At 33.9% G+C, this 16,113-nt stretch carries 12 protein-coding genes and 3 tRNA genes; 14 read left to right on the forward strand and 1 reads right to left on the reverse strand.

What is annotated here, in order from left to right; translation table 11 throughout:
• Positions 1 to 78: 78 nt before the first annotated feature.
• Together CER22_RS28705 and CER22_RS28710 are read left to right on the forward strand one after the other, a co-directional pair.
• A tRNA-Cys gene (locus tag CER22_RS28705) sits at positions 79 to 149 on the forward strand.
• Positions 150 to 158: 9 nt separating this feature from the next.
• A tRNA-Leu gene (locus CER22_RS28710) sits at positions 159 to 240 on the forward strand.
• Positions 241 to 452: 212 nt separating this feature from the next.
• Here CER22_RS28710 and CER22_RS28715 read toward each other — a convergent pair.
• The gene (locus CER22_RS28715) at positions 453 to 773 is read right to left on the reverse strand and encodes a DUF3884 family protein (RefSeq protein ID WP_046956772.1); all 321 of its coding nucleotides are present in this window, start codon (positions 771 to 773) and stop codon (positions 453 to 455) included.
• A 351-nt stretch (positions 774 to 1,124) separates the two neighbouring features.
• On the opposite strand from CER22_RS28715, the gene CER22_RS28720 reads away from it, so the two are divergent.
• The 12 genes from CER22_RS28720 to CER22_RS28790 form a co-directional block, all read left to right on the forward strand.
• Positions 1,125 to 1,844, forward strand: coding sequence for a YebC/PmpR family DNA-binding transcriptional regulator (locus tag CER22_RS28720; RefSeq protein WP_088610249.1), 720 nt, complete (start codon positions 1,125 to 1,127; stop codon positions 1,842 to 1,844).
• A 148-nt stretch (positions 1,845 to 1,992) separates the two neighbouring features.
• Positions 1,993 to 2,454, forward strand: coding sequence for an NUDIX hydrolase (locus tag CER22_RS28725; protein ID WP_088610250.1), 462 nt, complete (start codon positions 1,993 to 1,995; stop codon positions 2,452 to 2,454).
• A gap of 427 nt (positions 2,455 to 2,881) precedes the next feature.
• Positions 2,882 to 3,658: a transglycosylase domain-containing protein gene (locus CER22_RS28730; protein WP_088610251.1), complete on the forward strand. Its 777-nt coding sequence runs from the start codon at positions 2,882 to 2,884 to the stop codon at positions 3,656 to 3,658.
• Positions 3,659 to 3,836: 178 nt separating this feature from the next.
• A complete protein-coding gene (locus CER22_RS28735) occupies positions 3,837 to 4,487 on the forward strand; it encodes a DsbA family protein (RefSeq protein ID WP_000841323.1) in 651 nt (216 codons plus the stop codon).
• 114 nt (positions 4,488 to 4,601) lie between these two features.
• Positions 4,602 to 4,675, forward strand: a tRNA-Gly gene (locus CER22_RS28740).
• A gap of 199 nt (positions 4,676 to 4,874) precedes the next feature.
• Positions 4,875 to 6,017 (forward strand): tRNA epoxyqueuosine(34) reductase QueG, encoded by a 1,143-nt coding sequence (gene queG, locus CER22_RS28745; RefSeq protein ID WP_088610252.1) that lies wholly within the window; start codon positions 4,875 to 4,877, stop codon positions 6,015 to 6,017.
• A gap of 44 nt (positions 6,018 to 6,061) precedes the next feature.
• The gene (locus tag CER22_RS28750; RefSeq protein ID WP_000260555.1) at positions 6,062 to 6,949 is read left to right on the forward strand and encodes an amidase domain-containing protein; all 888 of its coding nucleotides are present in this window, start codon (positions 6,062 to 6,064) and stop codon (positions 6,947 to 6,949) included.
• 58 nt (positions 6,950 to 7,007) lie between these two features.
• Positions 7,008 to 7,496, forward strand: coding sequence for a tRNA (uridine(34)/cytosine(34)/5-carboxymethylaminomethyluridine(34)-2'-O)-methyltransferase TrmL (gene trmL / locus CER22_RS28755; RefSeq protein WP_000538149.1), 489 nt, complete (start codon positions 7,008 to 7,010; stop codon positions 7,494 to 7,496).
• A 127-nt stretch (positions 7,497 to 7,623) separates the two neighbouring features.
• Entirely contained in the window at positions 7,624 to 9,693 is a 2,070-nt protein-coding gene (locus CER22_RS28760) for a sensor domain-containing protein (RefSeq protein ID WP_088610253.1), read from the forward strand.
• A 392-nt stretch (positions 9,694 to 10,085) separates the two neighbouring features.
• The gene (locus CER22_RS28770) at positions 10,086 to 11,981 is read left to right on the forward strand and encodes a PrkA family serine protein kinase (RefSeq protein ID WP_000353275.1); all 1,896 of its coding nucleotides are present in this window, start codon (positions 10,086 to 10,088) and stop codon (positions 11,979 to 11,981) included.
• A gap of 446 nt (positions 11,982 to 12,427) precedes the next feature.
• Entirely contained in the window at positions 12,428 to 13,603 is a 1,176-nt protein-coding gene (gene yhbH / locus CER22_RS28785) for a sporulation protein YhbH (RefSeq protein ID WP_088610254.1), read from the forward strand.
• A gap of 129 nt (positions 13,604 to 13,732) precedes the next feature.
• A partial coding sequence (locus CER22_RS28790; protein ID WP_088610255.1) for a leucine-rich repeat domain-containing protein occupies positions 13,733 to 16,113 on the forward strand: 2,381 nt, incomplete at its 3' end.

Raw genomic sequence — 16,113 nt, forward strand, 5'->3', positions numbered from 1 at the left:
TCAGTGGTAGAATACAACCTTGCCAAGGTTGGGGTCGCGGGTTCGAATCCCGTCTTCCGCTCCAATAAAATTTAGCATGGCGGCATAGCCAAGTGGTAAGGCAGAGGTCTGCAAAACCTTTACCACCGGTTCAAATCCGGTTGCCGCCTTTCTTTTGTGCCGATGTGGCGGAATTGGCAGACGCGCACGACTCAAAATCGTGTTCCTTCGGGAGTGTCGGTTCGACCCCGACCATCGGTATCATGAACGGCGAAAAAAACTCTATACAATTAGTATAGAGTTTTTTTGTATTTCCTTTTCATTATATGACAAAATAAGTACAAAAAGTGTACGGTGAGTAGACTGCGAAACATTAAAATGATAAAAACAAACATTCATTTTTATCCTTTTAATTGTGATATTCTATAAAATTCCAGCAAAATATTGTATATACAATATTCCCTTCGAGCACTCTAGAGAGAATTTCTCCAACCCGGTGACATGAAGTTAAATCCGACAGCACCAGTAGATATTAGTACATTATCAACGGTTAAGTTTGTAATTTCTAAAAACCTCTTTTCAAACTCTTCTTTGTTGTACTTGTACATAGTTGAGTGGCACGCCCACATGTGCGTTGAAGTACTCAACCAATCTCCTAATTCCTTTAATTCAGGAAATGACTCAAATTGAATTGGTTCATCTAATTTCATGAATCTCACTTGATAGATAGTTGGGTTTAACTTCTCTCCTATTCCTTTCAGACCATGTGCTTTTTTCTCATGTGAATGTGTCATACTTCTCCCTCCATCTCTCTTCAAATTTTTTCCTTTTTTTATTATACAACAATAGAAAGTAGTTATGGGAATATTATGGAAATATGTATCGGCTATATAAAAAGACTCTAACATTTCTGTTAGAGTCTTTTTTGTTAAATTATACTATGTGCTTTTAAAATTCGTAATAAATGTAGAAATTCATGTATAATATAACTTGTCGAAAGAACAAAATGATAGTAATTTATATTATGTCTGTAATATGAATCAAAAATGAACTTTTTATATTTCTTTTAAAAATGTGTTGAATACACATTATATTTCATATTAATATTTTTATGTAGATTTAAAACGGGAAAGAGAGTGGAAAGTATGGGTCGTAAATGGAATAATATTAAAGAAAAAAAAGCATCAAAAGATGCAAATACAAGCCGTATATACGCGAAATTTGGACGTGAGATTTATGTGGCAGCAAAACAAGGCGAGCCAGATCCAGAATCAAACCAAGCGCTTAGAGTTGTATTAGAACGTGCGAAAACATACAACGTACCAAGAACAATTATTGATCGTGCAGTTGAAAAGGCAAAAGGCGGTTCAGAAGAAAATTATGACGAGCTTCGTTATGAAGGATTCGGACCAAATGGATCTATGGTAATTGTAGATACACTTACAAATAACGTAAACCGTACTGCAGCAGATGTACGAGCTGCATTTAGCAAAAACAGTGGTAACATGGGTGTAAACGGTTCTGTAGCTTACATGTTTGATGCGACAGCTGTTATCGGTCTTGAAGGTAAAACATCAGATGAAGTTCTTGAAATTTTAATGGAAGCAGATGTTGATGCACGTGACATTCTAGAAGAAGAAGATTCTGTTATCGTGTATGCTGAACCTGATCAATTCCATTCCGTACAATCTGCACTTAAAGATGCTGGTGTTGAAGAATTCACAGTTGCAGAATTAACAATGCTTGCACAAAGTGATGTAGAACTTCCTGAAGAGGCTCAAGTACAATTTGAAAAAATGGTTGATGCATTAGAAGATCTAGAAGATGTGCAACAAGTTTACCACAACGTAGACTTAGGAGAATAATACGATAGAAGCCCCTGTTCATTTAACGGATAGGGGCTTTTTTTCATGAAGTTAATTAAGAGGATGAATTAGTAAAGGTATTTTGTTTTAGACAGGGAATATGCTTATAGGGATATATGAAATAATCATTATTTCTAGGAGGTTTAATATGGAACATAAAACACCAAAGCATATCGTTGCTGTAGCAGGTTATTTAACAAATGAAAAAGACGAAGTGTTATTAGCTAAAGTACATTGGCGATCGGATACGTGGGAGTTGCCAGGAGGACAGGTGGAAGAAGGAGAAGCGCTCGATCAAGCTGTTTGTAGGGAAATAAAAGAGGAAACAGGATTAACGGTGAAGCCTATCGGTATTACAGGAGTTTATTATAATGCTTCCATGCACATTCTAGGTGTTGTTTTTAAAGTGGCATACGTGAGCGGTGAAATACAAATTCAGCCTGAAGAAATACAAGAGGCTAAATTTGTTGTTTTAAATGAAGAGAATATAGATGAGTATATAACGCGTCCTCATATGAAATCCAGAACGCTTGATGCGATGAGAGCAACACATTGTATTCCGTACGAAACGTGGGAAGTGCAGCCATATAATTTAATAGGTAGATTGTGAAGAAAAGAGTAGCCGGTTTGAGATACAATCAAATCACTACTCTTTTTTGTATACTGTTTAAGAAAAAGGTCAAAATAATAATAGTGCTAGTATTGATTTCAGGAACGTTTGTTCTGTATAATGTATGATATATTGTATACATTTAGATTACTAGATACTTACAAATATATATTTTTGTAGATGATATAATGAAAATAGGATGTTTTAATAGGGAAGTATAGGCTTAAGGTATACTCTGTTATTGGTTTAGCATAATCTATATTCAATATTTCAGATGAATAGTAGATAAAAAAGGACTGTGATACAATACTTTTTTATACCTTACAATGATGTAAGGTACGTGTAAGAGAAATCGATGGGATATTTTTTTACAACAAGGTATTCTTAAAGTAAGAGTTATACGCTGTGTGGAAAAGAGGTGTTTAAGATGAAAGAACGAGTATTATCTAGGGTGAACTATCATCAAAAAGTTGCATTAAATCCAATGACTAAATTCTTTTATAAAGCCATTATTTTATTATTATTGTTAAGTTGTACGTTATTATTCATTGGAAATATAATGATCGAGCAAAGTGATATTAGTAAATTACATGTACCTGCTAAGTTAGAGGTGCCAGAATCATTAACACATGCATTTATTGCGACAGAAGATAAAAGGTTTTATCATCATAACGGTTTAGATTATATAGCGATTGTCAGAGCGTCTGTTGAGAATATAAAAGCTGGTGGTGTTGTGCAAGGCGGAAGCACAATTACACAACAGTTATCCAAAAATGCCTTTTTAACGAATGAACGTACATTTTCTCGTAAGTGGAAAGAAATTTTTTATACGAAAAAAATTGAACGGACATTTACGAAGGATGAAATTTTAAAATTGTATGTAAGTAATATTTATTACGGAGAAGGAGCATGGGGAATTGAAAAAGCAGCAAACCTTTACTTCGGTAAAAAGGTGAGCCAATTAACGTTGGCTGAAAGTGCAATGATGGCTGCTGTAGTAAAGGCACCCGCTTATTACTCACCTGCACAAAATTATGATAAGGCCGTAGAGAGACGAAATGTCGTTTTGAGATTAATGGAGAAAGAAGGCTATATCAATCATAATGAGTATGTGCAAGCAGTTAGTGAGAAGTTAGTAATTCGTCATGATATAAAAACAGAGCAGTCGATGTTAAAGAGTGCTCGTGAAAAAGCAGTAAGCTAAAGGAAGTTCCTACATAGGAGCTTCCTTTTTTTGAATAAATTGTGACACAATATCGTCACAATTATTGTGTTTTTGTAATTTATGTGAGCGTGTTCATTGCGTGACGTATATAAGTGTTGATATTATGTGTATTGTGTACAATGCTGTATACAGAATATGAATTTAAAGAGGAATGTATATGAAATCAAATAAACTCATGGCTCTTGGTGTAGTTTTTTCTATCGCAGTATTGATTGTAATCGGAACAATTGCGTATAGCATCATAAATGACAAAAAAGATAAAGGGAATGAGATGTTTGCTTATTCCACACAACAATCTTTAGGGAAAGATGATGCCCCAGTTAAGGTAGTTGAATTTGGAGACTTCAAATGTCCTGCTTGTCGTACTTGGGATGTAACAGTATTACCACGATTAAAAGAAGAGTATATCGATAAAGGTAAAGTGCAGTTATACTTTATTAACTTCCCATTTATCGGAAAAGACTCTGATTTAGGTGCAGCAGCTGGTGAAGCAATTTATAAACAAGATCAAGATTCATTCTGGATTTTCTACGATGAGATTTATCAAAGTCAAAAGAAAGACACGGAAGAATGGATTACAGAAGAATTACTTCTTAACATTGTGAAAGAGAAGCTTCCGAAAGTTGATGTAGAACAATTTAAGAAAGATTTACACAGTAAAGAAATAAAAGAAAAAGTACGTAAAGATTCAGATCGTGCTCAAAAATTAAAAGTTCAAGGTGCTCCTTCAGTATATATAAACGGAAATCTTGCAAACCCTGATTTCGATAGTATGAAGAAGGCGATTGATAAAGAATTGAAAAAGTGATGAGATACTCATCACTTTTTCGACTTTTTTCGATAAAATTCTTGCTTCCGTTTTTTTTACATGCTATACTACTTTACATAAGTTATTCTAATATCTTATATTTATTTCATATTTGCGGGTGTAGTTTAGTGGTAAAACAAGAGCCTTCCAAGCTCTGGTCGAGAGTTCGATTCTCTTCACCCGCTCCAAATTTTATTAAATGTTTTTCTATAAATTGTGATCAACGCAGTGTTTCGTTTCTAAGATAAACGAGGCATTGCGTTTTTTAATGTTTGAAAAACATAATTGTATGCGAAAATAGAAGTAAAGAATAGTATTCCAAAAGTGAATTGCTAACCAATATAGTCGTTACATAAGGGATGGATTCATCTGAGGAGGCGATTAGGAATGGATTTTGAACAATTAAAGCAAGATGTCATTGCGTATAGTAAAACAATTGGTATAGATAAAATAGGCTTTGCTAGTGCCTCACCATTTGAGGAATTAAAGCAGAGGTTAATCCAGCAACAACAATTAAATTATCAATCGGGATTTGAAGAGTCTGATATAGAAAAGAGAACGAACCCACAGCTTCTACTACCTGGTGCAAAATCAATTATTGCGATTGCATTAGCGTATCCTTCAAAATTAAAAAATGCACCATTAAGTAAGCGCGGAGAACGCCGCGGTATTTTTTGTCGTGCCTCTTGGGGACAAGATTATCATCTTGTTTTACGAGATCGTTTGCAAAAATTAGAAGCATATTTAATCGAAAAACTTCCCGATATAGAAGTTAAGTCAATGGTTGATACGGGTGAATTAAGTGATCGAGCTGTTTCGGAGCGTGCCGGTATTGGATGGAGTGGTAAGAATTGCGCTATTATTACACCTGAATTTGGTTCGTATGTATATTTAGGAGAAATAATTACAAACGTTCCCTTCCCACCAGATCAGCCGATAGAAGATCAATGTGGAAGTTGTACAAAATGTATTGATGTTTGTCCTACAGGCGCTTTAATACAAGGAGGACAGTTAGATTCGAAGAAATGTATTGCATTTTTAACACAAACGAAAGGATTCCTACCGGAAGAATACCGCGACAAAATAGGAAATCGTATTTATGGATGTGATACATGTCAGACTGTTTGTCCGAAAAATAAAGGAATGGATTTTCATAATCATCCTGAGATGGAACCAGATCCTGAGTTAGTTAAGCCGTTATTAACACCACTTTTAACAATTAGCAATCGTGATTTTAAAGAGAAATATGGAATTATGTCTGGTTCATGGAGAGGTAAAAAGCCGTTGCAACGAAATGCAATTTTGGCACTTGCGCATTTTAAAGAGGCATCAGCAATTCCAGATTTAATTGGTGTTATGAAAGACGATCCAAGACCAGTACTTCGCGGAACAGCAGCATGGGCACTTGGGAAAATTGGTGGAGATGGCGTGGGCGAAGCTATTGAAAAAGCGATGCAACGTGAGAAAGATGAAGGGGTTCTTCATGAAATGAATCGCGGACTTGAATTGTTAGCGCAGAAAAAAGAGTAGATAATATCTCCCTTCTTCATATTGTAATATGGGAGGGAGACGAAATGGTTGTAAAAATAAATATTGAAAAGCAAGTACAACAATTTTTAGCATATGTAACAGAGAAACGAACAAATGTAGATGGTATTGCTGAAGATTTATTACAAATAGCACAGAGAAAGAAACAATTGTTTCAAAAGCGTAATGCAGAGATAGTGAAAGCAACTGCGGATGTTTCTTTCATGAGACAATTAAATAATAGCAATCATCAAGAAATTGATTATCAAATACATTTTAAATATTTAATTAAGCATAAAGAATTATTTTATATCGAAGAGGAACAACTAAAACGAAGAGTTTGTTTAAATAATAGTCGGGTAATAGGTGATTATGCTATTGAAGTGCCAGAAGCAGTTGGAATGAGTGAGACGTTAGAAAGGGAAGTTACAAAAGAGAAGTATGGTTCTTATCAGTACAACCGTTTAGAGGCAGTTAAATATGCAGAGCGTTGGTGGGATGATCGAAACCCTGTATATCGTAATTTCCCTGATAATTGTACGAATTTTATTTCTCAATGTCTTCATACTGGAGAAGTACCAATGAATGGATATCCTAATATTCGCAAAGGATGGTGGCAAAGGGAGAATCAGTGGAGTTGGAGCTGGGCTGTCGCACACTCTTTTTATTGGTATTTGTCAGGTGCTACAACAGGGCTTCGAGCTGAAGCGGTAGAAAGGCCAGAGGACCTTATTCTTGGTGATGTCATCGCTTATGATTTCGAGGATGATGGTAGGTGGAATCATACGACGATTGTAGTAGCAAAAGACGCAGATGGTATGCCACTTGTAAATGCACATTCAGCGAATAGCCGTCGGCGTTATTGGAACTATGAAGATTCTAGTAAATATACACCACAAATGAAATATAAATTCTTTCATATTATTAATGGGTAGAGATTTTTCGCTCAAGTGGTATAATACGTAGTAGACAAAAAACAGAGGTGAATATCGCGTGGGAGTACATGTTGTTTTATATCAACCAGAAATTCCAGCAAATACAGGGAATATTGCTCGTACTTGTGCAGCAACTGGAACAGAATTACATTTGATTAGACCGCTTGGATTTTCAACGGATGATAAAATGTTAAAGCGTGCAGGATTAGATTATTGGCAGCACGTGAAAGTTACGTATTATGATTCAATTGAAGAATTTTATGAGAAAAATAAAGACGGTGAATTCTTCTATTTAACAAAGTATGGCGAGAAAGCTCATACAGCATTTGATTATAGCAAACGTGAGAAGGATTACTATTTTGTATTTGGAAGAGAAACAAACGGCTTACCAGCTAATGTAATCGAAGAAAATTTCGATCATTGTTTACGTATTCCAATGACTGATAAAGTGCGCTCATTAAATTTATCTAATACAGCAGCTATTTTAATTTATGAAGCATTCCGTCAACAAAATTATCCGGGATTAGATTTAGAAATTGTTTATTAAAAGTCGCCATATGGCGACTTTTTTTCTAAAAATAAAAATAATATGTAATCATACATTTAAAAAAGGGTACATATTCATATAGAATGGGATATATGAATAAAAATAGATTAGACGGGTTGAGATAAATATGAAGGAACAATATAATAATCAAAATACCTTTTTAAGTATGATAGATATGGATTTAATAAGAAGAGGACTATTACATGCTATTCAAGATTTAGTATTTATTGTGAAAGTTATGGATGAGGAAACCTTTAAATATATTTATGTAAATAAGATAGGTATGGATTATGCGAAGCTAGGCGAAGAATGTTATGGAAAAACGTTTGCTGAAGTATTATCAGAAGATACGGCGGAAATATTGCGAGTGCAATATGCAAAAGTAGCGAGCGAAGCGAAAGCACATACCTTTTGTGATGTAGTTAGTTTACCAAAGGGTGAGTTACATTATGAATCTTCACTTAATCCTGTATTCGACGAAGAAGGAGTATGTCAGTTTATTATTTGTATTACGAGGGATATCACAGCTCAGATTGAGGAAAAGGCAGAGATAGAGGAAAAACAAATGTTGTTTAAGTCGTTATTAGAATATAATAATGACTCCATTATATCTATGGATTCTATAGGTAGAATTACATATGCAAATCCAGCAACGTATGAAATATTTGGATATCGATATGAAGAATTACATAATAAATTTATTTTTGAATTTATTAATAAGGAATATGAAAAAGATTTTCAAATTATATTTAAAGGAGCCCTGCAAGGAAGGGCAAAACAAATTGTTTCAAGGAAATATGTTCATAAAGAAGGGTACGAGCTCTATATTTCTTTGAGAACTATTCCGATTATTGTGAACGCCGAAATTGTTGGGGTATATATTGTTACGAGGGATGTTACAAGGCAAGTATTGAATGAAATGCGAACAGAATATTTAGCTTATTATGACCAATTAACAGGATTAATGAATAGAATTTCATGTGCAAATAAGTTAAATGTTTTTTTAAATGATAATACAGAGTTTGCACTTGTTTTTATAGATTTAGATGAATTTCACCTTATTAATGATACTTTTGGTCATAAAGAAGGAGATAAAGTATTACAAAAAGTTACAGAATGTTTAAGCAGTCTTCAAATAGACGGTATGCACTTATTTAGAGAACACGATGATCAATTTGTTATGTTAATAGAAAATATAACGAAAGAACGTGTAGAGATAGTTGCAAAAAGCATACTAAAAAAGATTAGTGAACATTTTGTAATCGAAGAAGAGGACGTCTATTTAAGTGCGTCAATCGGAATTGTAATGGCTCCAACAGATGGAGAGGATGAAAAAATATTATTCCAAAGAGTTGATGCTGCTTTGGAAAAAGCAAAAGAAAAAGGAAAAGGGCATTATCAGTTTTATTGCAGTGGATTAGATTGTGAGCGTGAACAAAGATTTATAATAGAAAACCAATTGCATCGTGCTATAGAAAAAAATGAATTCTGCTTGTATTATCAGCCACAAATGAATATTGAAACGAAAAAAATAGCGAGTATGGAAGCTTTAATAAGGTGGGAGAATAAAGAATTGGGATTTGTCTCTCCCAATCAATTTATTCCGCTAGCAGAAAGAACAGGATTTATTATTAAGCTTGATGAATGGGTAGTAAATGAAGTGTGTCGGCAAATACGTGAATGGTTAAATAAAGGATATGAAGTTGTCCCGATTGCAGTTAATATTTCAGCCAGGCACTTTCGCTCGATTACATTAATAGAGATGATTACACGGGCGTTACATAAGTACAATGTACCAGCTCATCTATTAGCGATAGAGGTTACAGAAGGAGCCCTTATGCATAAAGACATATCGAAAAGGGTATTGCTACAATTAAAAGAACAAAATTTAAAGATTCATTTAGATGATTTTGGGACGGGATATTCATCTTTAAGTTATTTAAAAACGTATCCAATTGATACGTTGAAAATCGATCGTTCTTTTATGGAAGGTATACATGTGGATGAACGTGATACGAATATTACAGCTGCAATTATTCATTTAGCTCATACTTTGGAATTGAATGTAATTGCAGAAGGTGTAGAAAAGGCGGAACAAATACAATTTTTGAAGGAAAAGAATGTGAAGTTTGTGCAAGGTTATTATTATAGCCGACCTTTATCAAAATATGATGTGGAAAATGTGTATTATAAATGATTGATAAAAAAAGTGATGTGCTAAGAAGCACATCACTTTTTTTGTGTACCGGGTTTATCATTGTAACCAGATGTGAAAATAGCTGTAAGAAATGTGAGTGATACACCTAAAATTAATAATAATTTCATACTAATATCCCTCCTATTTTTCAGTTTACGAATCTTAAATATGAATCAAAATGTATGTAAGGTTCTTGGAAGAAAAGAATTTATTTAAAATGAATAGAGGTGTAAAAACTTTAATACCTATATTATACAGAATTTTCTTTGAATTTTGGAGAGAATTTTATAGCACTACTGTATATTTCATTTTGATTTAAAGAATGTTTAAGGACATCCTAGCATACCTTTTATAATAATCCGATTGAACAAGGAGATGGGGGAGGAGCTATAATGGATATTCTAAAAAAGATTGAACAGCATCGAGCAGCAGAAGAACGGTTACAATGGGAAGGTACGTTTGCGGAGTATTTAGAGCTTGTGAAGGAAAGACCATGGGTGGCTCAAACAGCACACTCTCGCATTTACAATATGATAAAAGATGCTGGAATCGAAGAAGTAGATGGTAGAAGAAAGTATAACTTCTTTAGTAATCAGCTATTTGGATTAGAGGATGCTTTAGAACGTCTTGTGGAGGAATATTTTCATCCATCTGCAAAACGATTAGATGTTAGAAAACGTATTTTATTATTAATGGGTCCTGTTAGTGGCGGGAAATCAACATTAGTTACGATGCTGAAACGAGGATTAGAAACATATTCACGAACAGATCGAGGCGCAATTTTTGCAATTAAAGGCTGCCCAATGCATGAAGATCCACTGCATTTAATTCCGCATCATTTACGGGATGATTTCTTTGGTGAGTATGGAGTTAGAATTGAAGGGAATTTATCGCCATTAAACGTAATGCGTCTAGAGCAAGAATATGGTTCAAGAATTGAGGATGTAGTTGTAGAGCGTATTTTCTTCTCGGAAGATCGCCGTACAGGGATTGGTACATTTAGCCCGTCTGATCCTAAATCACAAGATATCGCCGATTTAACAGGTAGTCTGGACTTTTCAACAATCGCAGAATATGGTTCAGAATCAGATCCACGAGCGTATCGCTTCGATGGAGAATTGAATAAGGCAAACCGTGGGATGATGGAATTCCAAGAGATGTTAAAATGCGACGAGAAGTTTTTATGGCATTTATTATCGCTTACGCAAGAAGGGAATTTCAAAGCGGGAAGATTTGCGCTTATTTCAGCAGATGAATTAATTGTAGCGCATACGAATGAAACGGAGTATCGTTCCTTCATAGCAAACAAGAAAAATGAAGCATTGCACTCAAGAATTATTGTAATGCCAGTTCCATACAATTTACGAGTGAGTGAAGAAGAACATATTTATGAAAAAATGATTCGTGAAAGTGATGTATCCAATGTGCATATTGCACCGCACACACTTCGCGTTGCAGCAATGTTTACGATTTTAACTCGTTTAAAAGATCCGAAGCGTCCAGATATTGATTTAATTAAAAAGATGCGTTTATATGATGGAGAAACGGTAGAAGGCTATAATGCGATTGATGTAGAGGAGCTGCAACGTGAATATCAAGATGAAGGTATGAGAGGTATTGACCCTCGTTATGTTATTAACCGAATTTCTTCTACAATTATTCGAAAAGAGGTACCATCTATTAACGCATTAGATGTACTTAGATCGCTCAAAGACGGGTTGGATCAGCATCCGTCAATTAGTAATGAAGATCGAGAGCGTTATATGAATTTCATCTCATTAGCGAGAAAAGAATATGATGAAATTGCGAAGAAAGAAGTACAAAAAGCATTCGTGTATTCATATGAAGAATCAGCGAAGACACTTATGGATAATTACTTAGATAACGTTGAAGCATATTGCAATAAATCGAAATTACGTGATCCATTAACAGGTGAAGAAATGAGTCCAGATGAAAAGCTAATGCGCTCAATTGAGGAGCAAATTGGAATTTCAGAAAATGCTAAGAAAGCATTCCGTGAAGAAATTTTAATTCGCATTTCTGCTTATGCGCGTAAAGGAAAACGCTTTGATTATAATTCACATGAGCGTCTTCGCGAAGCGATTCAGAAAAAACTATTTGCTGATTTAAAAGATATAGTGAAAATTACAACATCAACGAAAACGCCAGACGAAAATCAGCTTAAGAAAATCAATGATGTTGTTGCACGCTTAATTGATGAGCACGGCTATAATTCTTCATCTGCGAATGAATTATTACGCTATGTAGGTAGTCTGCTAAACCGATAGTTTGATAACAAAACGCTGTCTCTTGTATTTTGCGGGACAGCGTTTTATTATCCATTTATATGTGTAAAGTGTCATACCTTGTCCAAATGTAATAAATTAAGATACAATTTCATGAATTTATTGTCAATTATTTTTACAATATGCATATGATAGAGTAACCAACCATTCATACGAAAAAAGCCAACACAATACAATATGTTGCAAAGTGTAAATGTGTGCAACTATGCATTGTGTTTCTTTCTTATCAACGGCTGAATATTTCTTTCTAGTATGTGAGTGGCAAAATTTTGTTTAGGATGCTCGGAGTATTATATGAAAAACGTTATATATGTTTATGGGATGAATTTCGATGGGCAGTTATCTTTCATTCTAGCTTGCACAGTATAAAACAAAATTTCTAGCTTACTGTTCATAAGGGAAGACAATTACAGTAAGGAGGGAAAGAAATGGGTGAAGAAAACCAACCAAATTATACGATTTCACAGGAAAACTGGTCCCTCCATCGCAAAGGATATGACGACCAACAACGCCATCAAGAAAAAGTACAAGAGGCAATTAAGAATAATTTACCCGATCTTGTAACAGAAGAAAGCATAGTTATGTCTAATGGTAAGGATGTTGTAAAAATACCGATTCGTTCTTTAGATGAATATAAGATTAGGTACAATTATGATAAAAACAAACACGTTGGGCAAGGAAATGGTGACAGCAAAGTTGGTGATGTCGTTGCGAGAGATGGATCAGGTGGTCAAAAGCAAAAAGGACCAGGAAAAGGGCAAGGAGCAGGGGAGGCGGCTGGAGAAGATTATTATGAAGCTGAAGTCTCTATTTTAGAATTAGAGCAAGCATTTTTCAAAGAGTTAGAGCTGCCTAATTTAAAGAGAAAAGAAATAGATGAAAACCGGATTGAACATGTTGAATTTAATGACATTAGAAAGACTGGATTATGGGGAAATATCGATAAGAAACGAACGATGATATCCGCATATAAACGAAATGCGATGCGTGGTAAAGCCTCTTTTCATCCGATTCACCAAGAAGATTTAAAGTTCCGTACTTGGAATGAAGTATTAAAGCCAGATTCAAAAGCTGTTGTATTAGCGATGATGGATACGAGTGGATCGATGGGAATATGGGAGAAATATATGGCACGTAGCTTCTTTTTCTGGATGACGCGATTTCTACGAACGAAGTATGAAACAGTAGATATTGAGTTTATTGCCCATCATACGGAGGCAAAAGTAGTTCCAGAGGAAGAGTTTTTCTCAAAAGGAGAAAGTGGCGGAACGATATGTTCTTCTGTATATAAAAAAGCACTCGAGCTAATTGATAATAAATACTCACCAGACCGCTATAATATTTATCCATTCCATTTTTCAGACGGTGATAATTTAACATCAGATAATGCTAGATGTGTAAAGCTTGTCGAAGAGTTAATGAAGAAGTGTAATATGTTTGGATATGGGGAAGTGAACCAGTACAACCGCCATAGTACCCTCATGTCAGCCTATAAAAATATTAAAGATGAGAATTTTAGATATTATATTTTAAAGCAAAAAGCAGACGTATTCCATGCGATGAAGAGCTTTTTTAAAGAAGAAACCGGAGAAAAAATGGCATAACCCCCTTAAAAAGGGGTTATTTTTTTGTTAACTTTTTATTTTTTTAGTTGACATTGATAATGAAAATCATTATCATTTATTCGAGATATGATTACATTTAGATTTATATATTTTGGAGGAGATGTAAAGTTGAAAAAAAATAAAAGAAAACATATAAATGCGATGATTATCGCTGCGGCGTTATCACTTCCATTTGCCACGTATTCAACGCCTGCTTTAGCGGCAGTAGCAATTGAGGCTAATAAAAAGGGCTATGCTTTAGAAGATGGTACATATGATGCTGTTATGAAAGCATATAAAGATAAAACGAATGAGGAGTCTATGGCAGCTGTTTATATAAAGGATCCTAAGTTAACGATTGAGAATGGAAAGAAAATGGTAACGGCAACGTTAAGTGATAGTGATTTCTTCAAATACTTGAAAACAGAAGATATTCATACTCCTGGTGTGTTTCATGATGTAAAAGTAATATCAGAAGATAAAAAGAAAAACGGAACGAAAGTGATTCAGTTTGAAGTAGGAGAATTAGGAAAAAGATATAATATGCAAATGCATATTTATATTCCGACAATGGCCTATGATAATAAATATCAAGTGCAGTTTGAAGTAAATGCTTTAAATTTAGAAAATAATGTTCCAGAAAAGCAAAAGGAAAATAAAGAGGATCAACAGGATGAAGACGGAAATGTAATATTAGATAAGCAATTACAAAGGCATATTAATAAGTATAATTTAAATAGAGAGAATCTAAATACGCCAATAACTAAGGAAGATTTATTAAAAGTTAAATCTTTAATAGTCGTTGAAGCGAAAAGTAAAGGAATACAAGACGTAACTGGTTTAGAATATATGACGAACTTAGAAACCTTAACATTGGAAGAAGTTAAGTTAGAAAATATACAATTTATCTCGAGTTTGAGACAATTGAAATCATTAAGTATAACTTATGGTGAACTTAAAGATATTGGACCTTTGGCTGAGTTAGAACATATCGAAAGTTTAAGCTTGAGAAACAATAAAATCTCGGATTTAAGCCCATTGAGTCAAATGAAGAAGATCAAAATGCTAGATTTAAATAGTAATTATATAAAAGATATTAAACCATTATTTACAGTAACAACTTTAAAGACTTTGACTGTAGCAAATAATCAAATTAGTAATGCTAATCTTGCTGGGATTGAGCAATTGAAGAATGTGAAGAGTTTATCTTTAAGCAACAATGGACTGACTAATATTGAACATATTACACCAATGAAAAAGTTAGTAGAGTTAGATCTTTCTAAAAATGAATTAGAAAACATCGAACCTGTATCAAGATTGTCTACCGTACAATCACTTAATTTAGAAGAAAACTATATCTCAGACATAACGCCACTTAGCCACTTAAAAGGTTTATACGATTTAAAGCTAGGGTCAAATGAAATTCGTGATGTTAGACCGGTTCAAGAGTTAGGGAAAAGAATGTACATTGATATTCAAAGACAACAAATCTTTTTAGATGATGTAGAAAAAGATAAGGAAGTTAAAATACCTATCTATAATTTACAAGGAGAGCCACTCGATACTGTTCAATTAAAGAATGGAGATGGAGTAGTTAATAATGGTTCTGTTAAATGGAGTACTACTGGTGAAAAAACATACGAATTTCTGTTGGATATAAAACCAGAAGAGAATCGTATTAAGTTTAATGGAACAGTAATTCAAAATGTTGTTGAAAGGTTAGATGAAATAAAAGGAAATGATGAACAAAAGGAAAATATAATTCTTGATAAAACTTTACAACAACATATTAATAAAGAGAATTTAGGTAGAGAGAATTTAAACGCTCCTATCACAAAAGAAGATTTATTGCAGATTAAAAAATTAGAGATACTTAAAGAAAAAGGGGAAAATATAAAAGATATAACAGGTTTAGAATATATGATGAACTTAGAAAAACTTACTTTAGAAGGAGTAGGTTTGAAGAATATTGAATTTATCTCAAACTTAGAAAAGTTGAACGATGTGAATGTATCTCATAATCAGATTGAAGATATAACACCACTATCTTCATTAAAAAGTTTACAGTGGTTAAATCTTGCTGATAATCAAATTAAAGATGTTTCAGTTCTTAGCCCAATGTTAGACCTACTCAGTTTAAAATTAGCTGGAAATGAGATTCGTGATGTAAGGCCGTTAATACAATTAGGCCAATGGTTTTCAATTGATGCCGGCAGACAGAAAATCTTTTTAGATGAAGCAAAAGTAAATGAAGAAATTCAAGTTCCTGTATATGATTTAGAAGGAGAAATTATTGAGAATATTAAACTGACAAGTGAGGGTGGAACATTTAATAACCGAGTAATAAAATGGAGTACTCCAGGTGAAAAGGTGTATAAATTTGATTTAGATTCGGATGAAATTAGTATAAGTTTTAACGGAACAGTAATCCAGAATATAGTTGAAAAAGAAGAAGAAAAAGAACCAGCAAAAGAAGTTGAAGAATCAAAAGAAGAGCCAAAAGAACCAGC

This window comes from Bacillus sp. K2I17, assembly GCF_002209985.1.
GTDB classification, from domain to species: Bacteria; Bacillota; Bacilli; order Bacillales; family Bacillaceae_G; genus Bacillus_A; species Bacillus_A wiedmannii.

Bases quoted from the DNA above. Each gene is read 5' to 3' on its own strand.
- CER22_RS28715 (WP_046956772.1), bottom strand. From the start codon at position 773: ATGACACATTCACATGAGAAAAAAGCACATGGTCTGAAAGGAATAGGA.
- CER22_RS28720 (WP_088610249.1), top strand. From the start codon at position 1,125: ATGGGTCGTAAATGGAATAATATTAAAGAAAAAAAAGCATCAAAAGAT.
- CER22_RS28750 (WP_000260555.1), top strand. From the start codon at position 6,062: ATGGTTGTAAAAATAAATATTGAAAAGCAAGTACAACAATTTTTAGCA.
- CER22_RS28725 (WP_088610250.1), top strand. From the start codon at position 1,993: ATGGAACATAAAACACCAAAGCATATCGTTGCTGTAGCAGGTTATTTA.
- yhbH (WP_088610254.1), top strand. From the start codon at position 12,428: ATGGGTGAAGAAAACCAACCAAATTATACGATTTCACAGGAAAACTGG.
- CER22_RS28770 (WP_000353275.1), top strand. From the start codon at position 10,086: ATGGATATTCTAAAAAAGATTGAACAGCATCGAGCAGCAGAAGAACGG.
- CER22_RS28730 (WP_088610251.1), top strand. From the start codon at position 2,882: ATGAAAGAACGAGTATTATCTAGGGTGAACTATCATCAAAAAGTTGCA.
- queG (WP_088610252.1), top strand. From the start codon at position 4,875: ATGGATTTTGAACAATTAAAGCAAGATGTCATTGCGTATAGTAAAACA.
- CER22_RS28760 (WP_088610253.1), top strand. From the start codon at position 7,624: ATGAAGGAACAATATAATAATCAAAATACCTTTTTAAGTATGATAGAT.
- CER22_RS28735 (WP_000841323.1), top strand. From the start codon at position 3,837: ATGAAATCAAATAAACTCATGGCTCTTGGTGTAGTTTTTTCTATCGCA.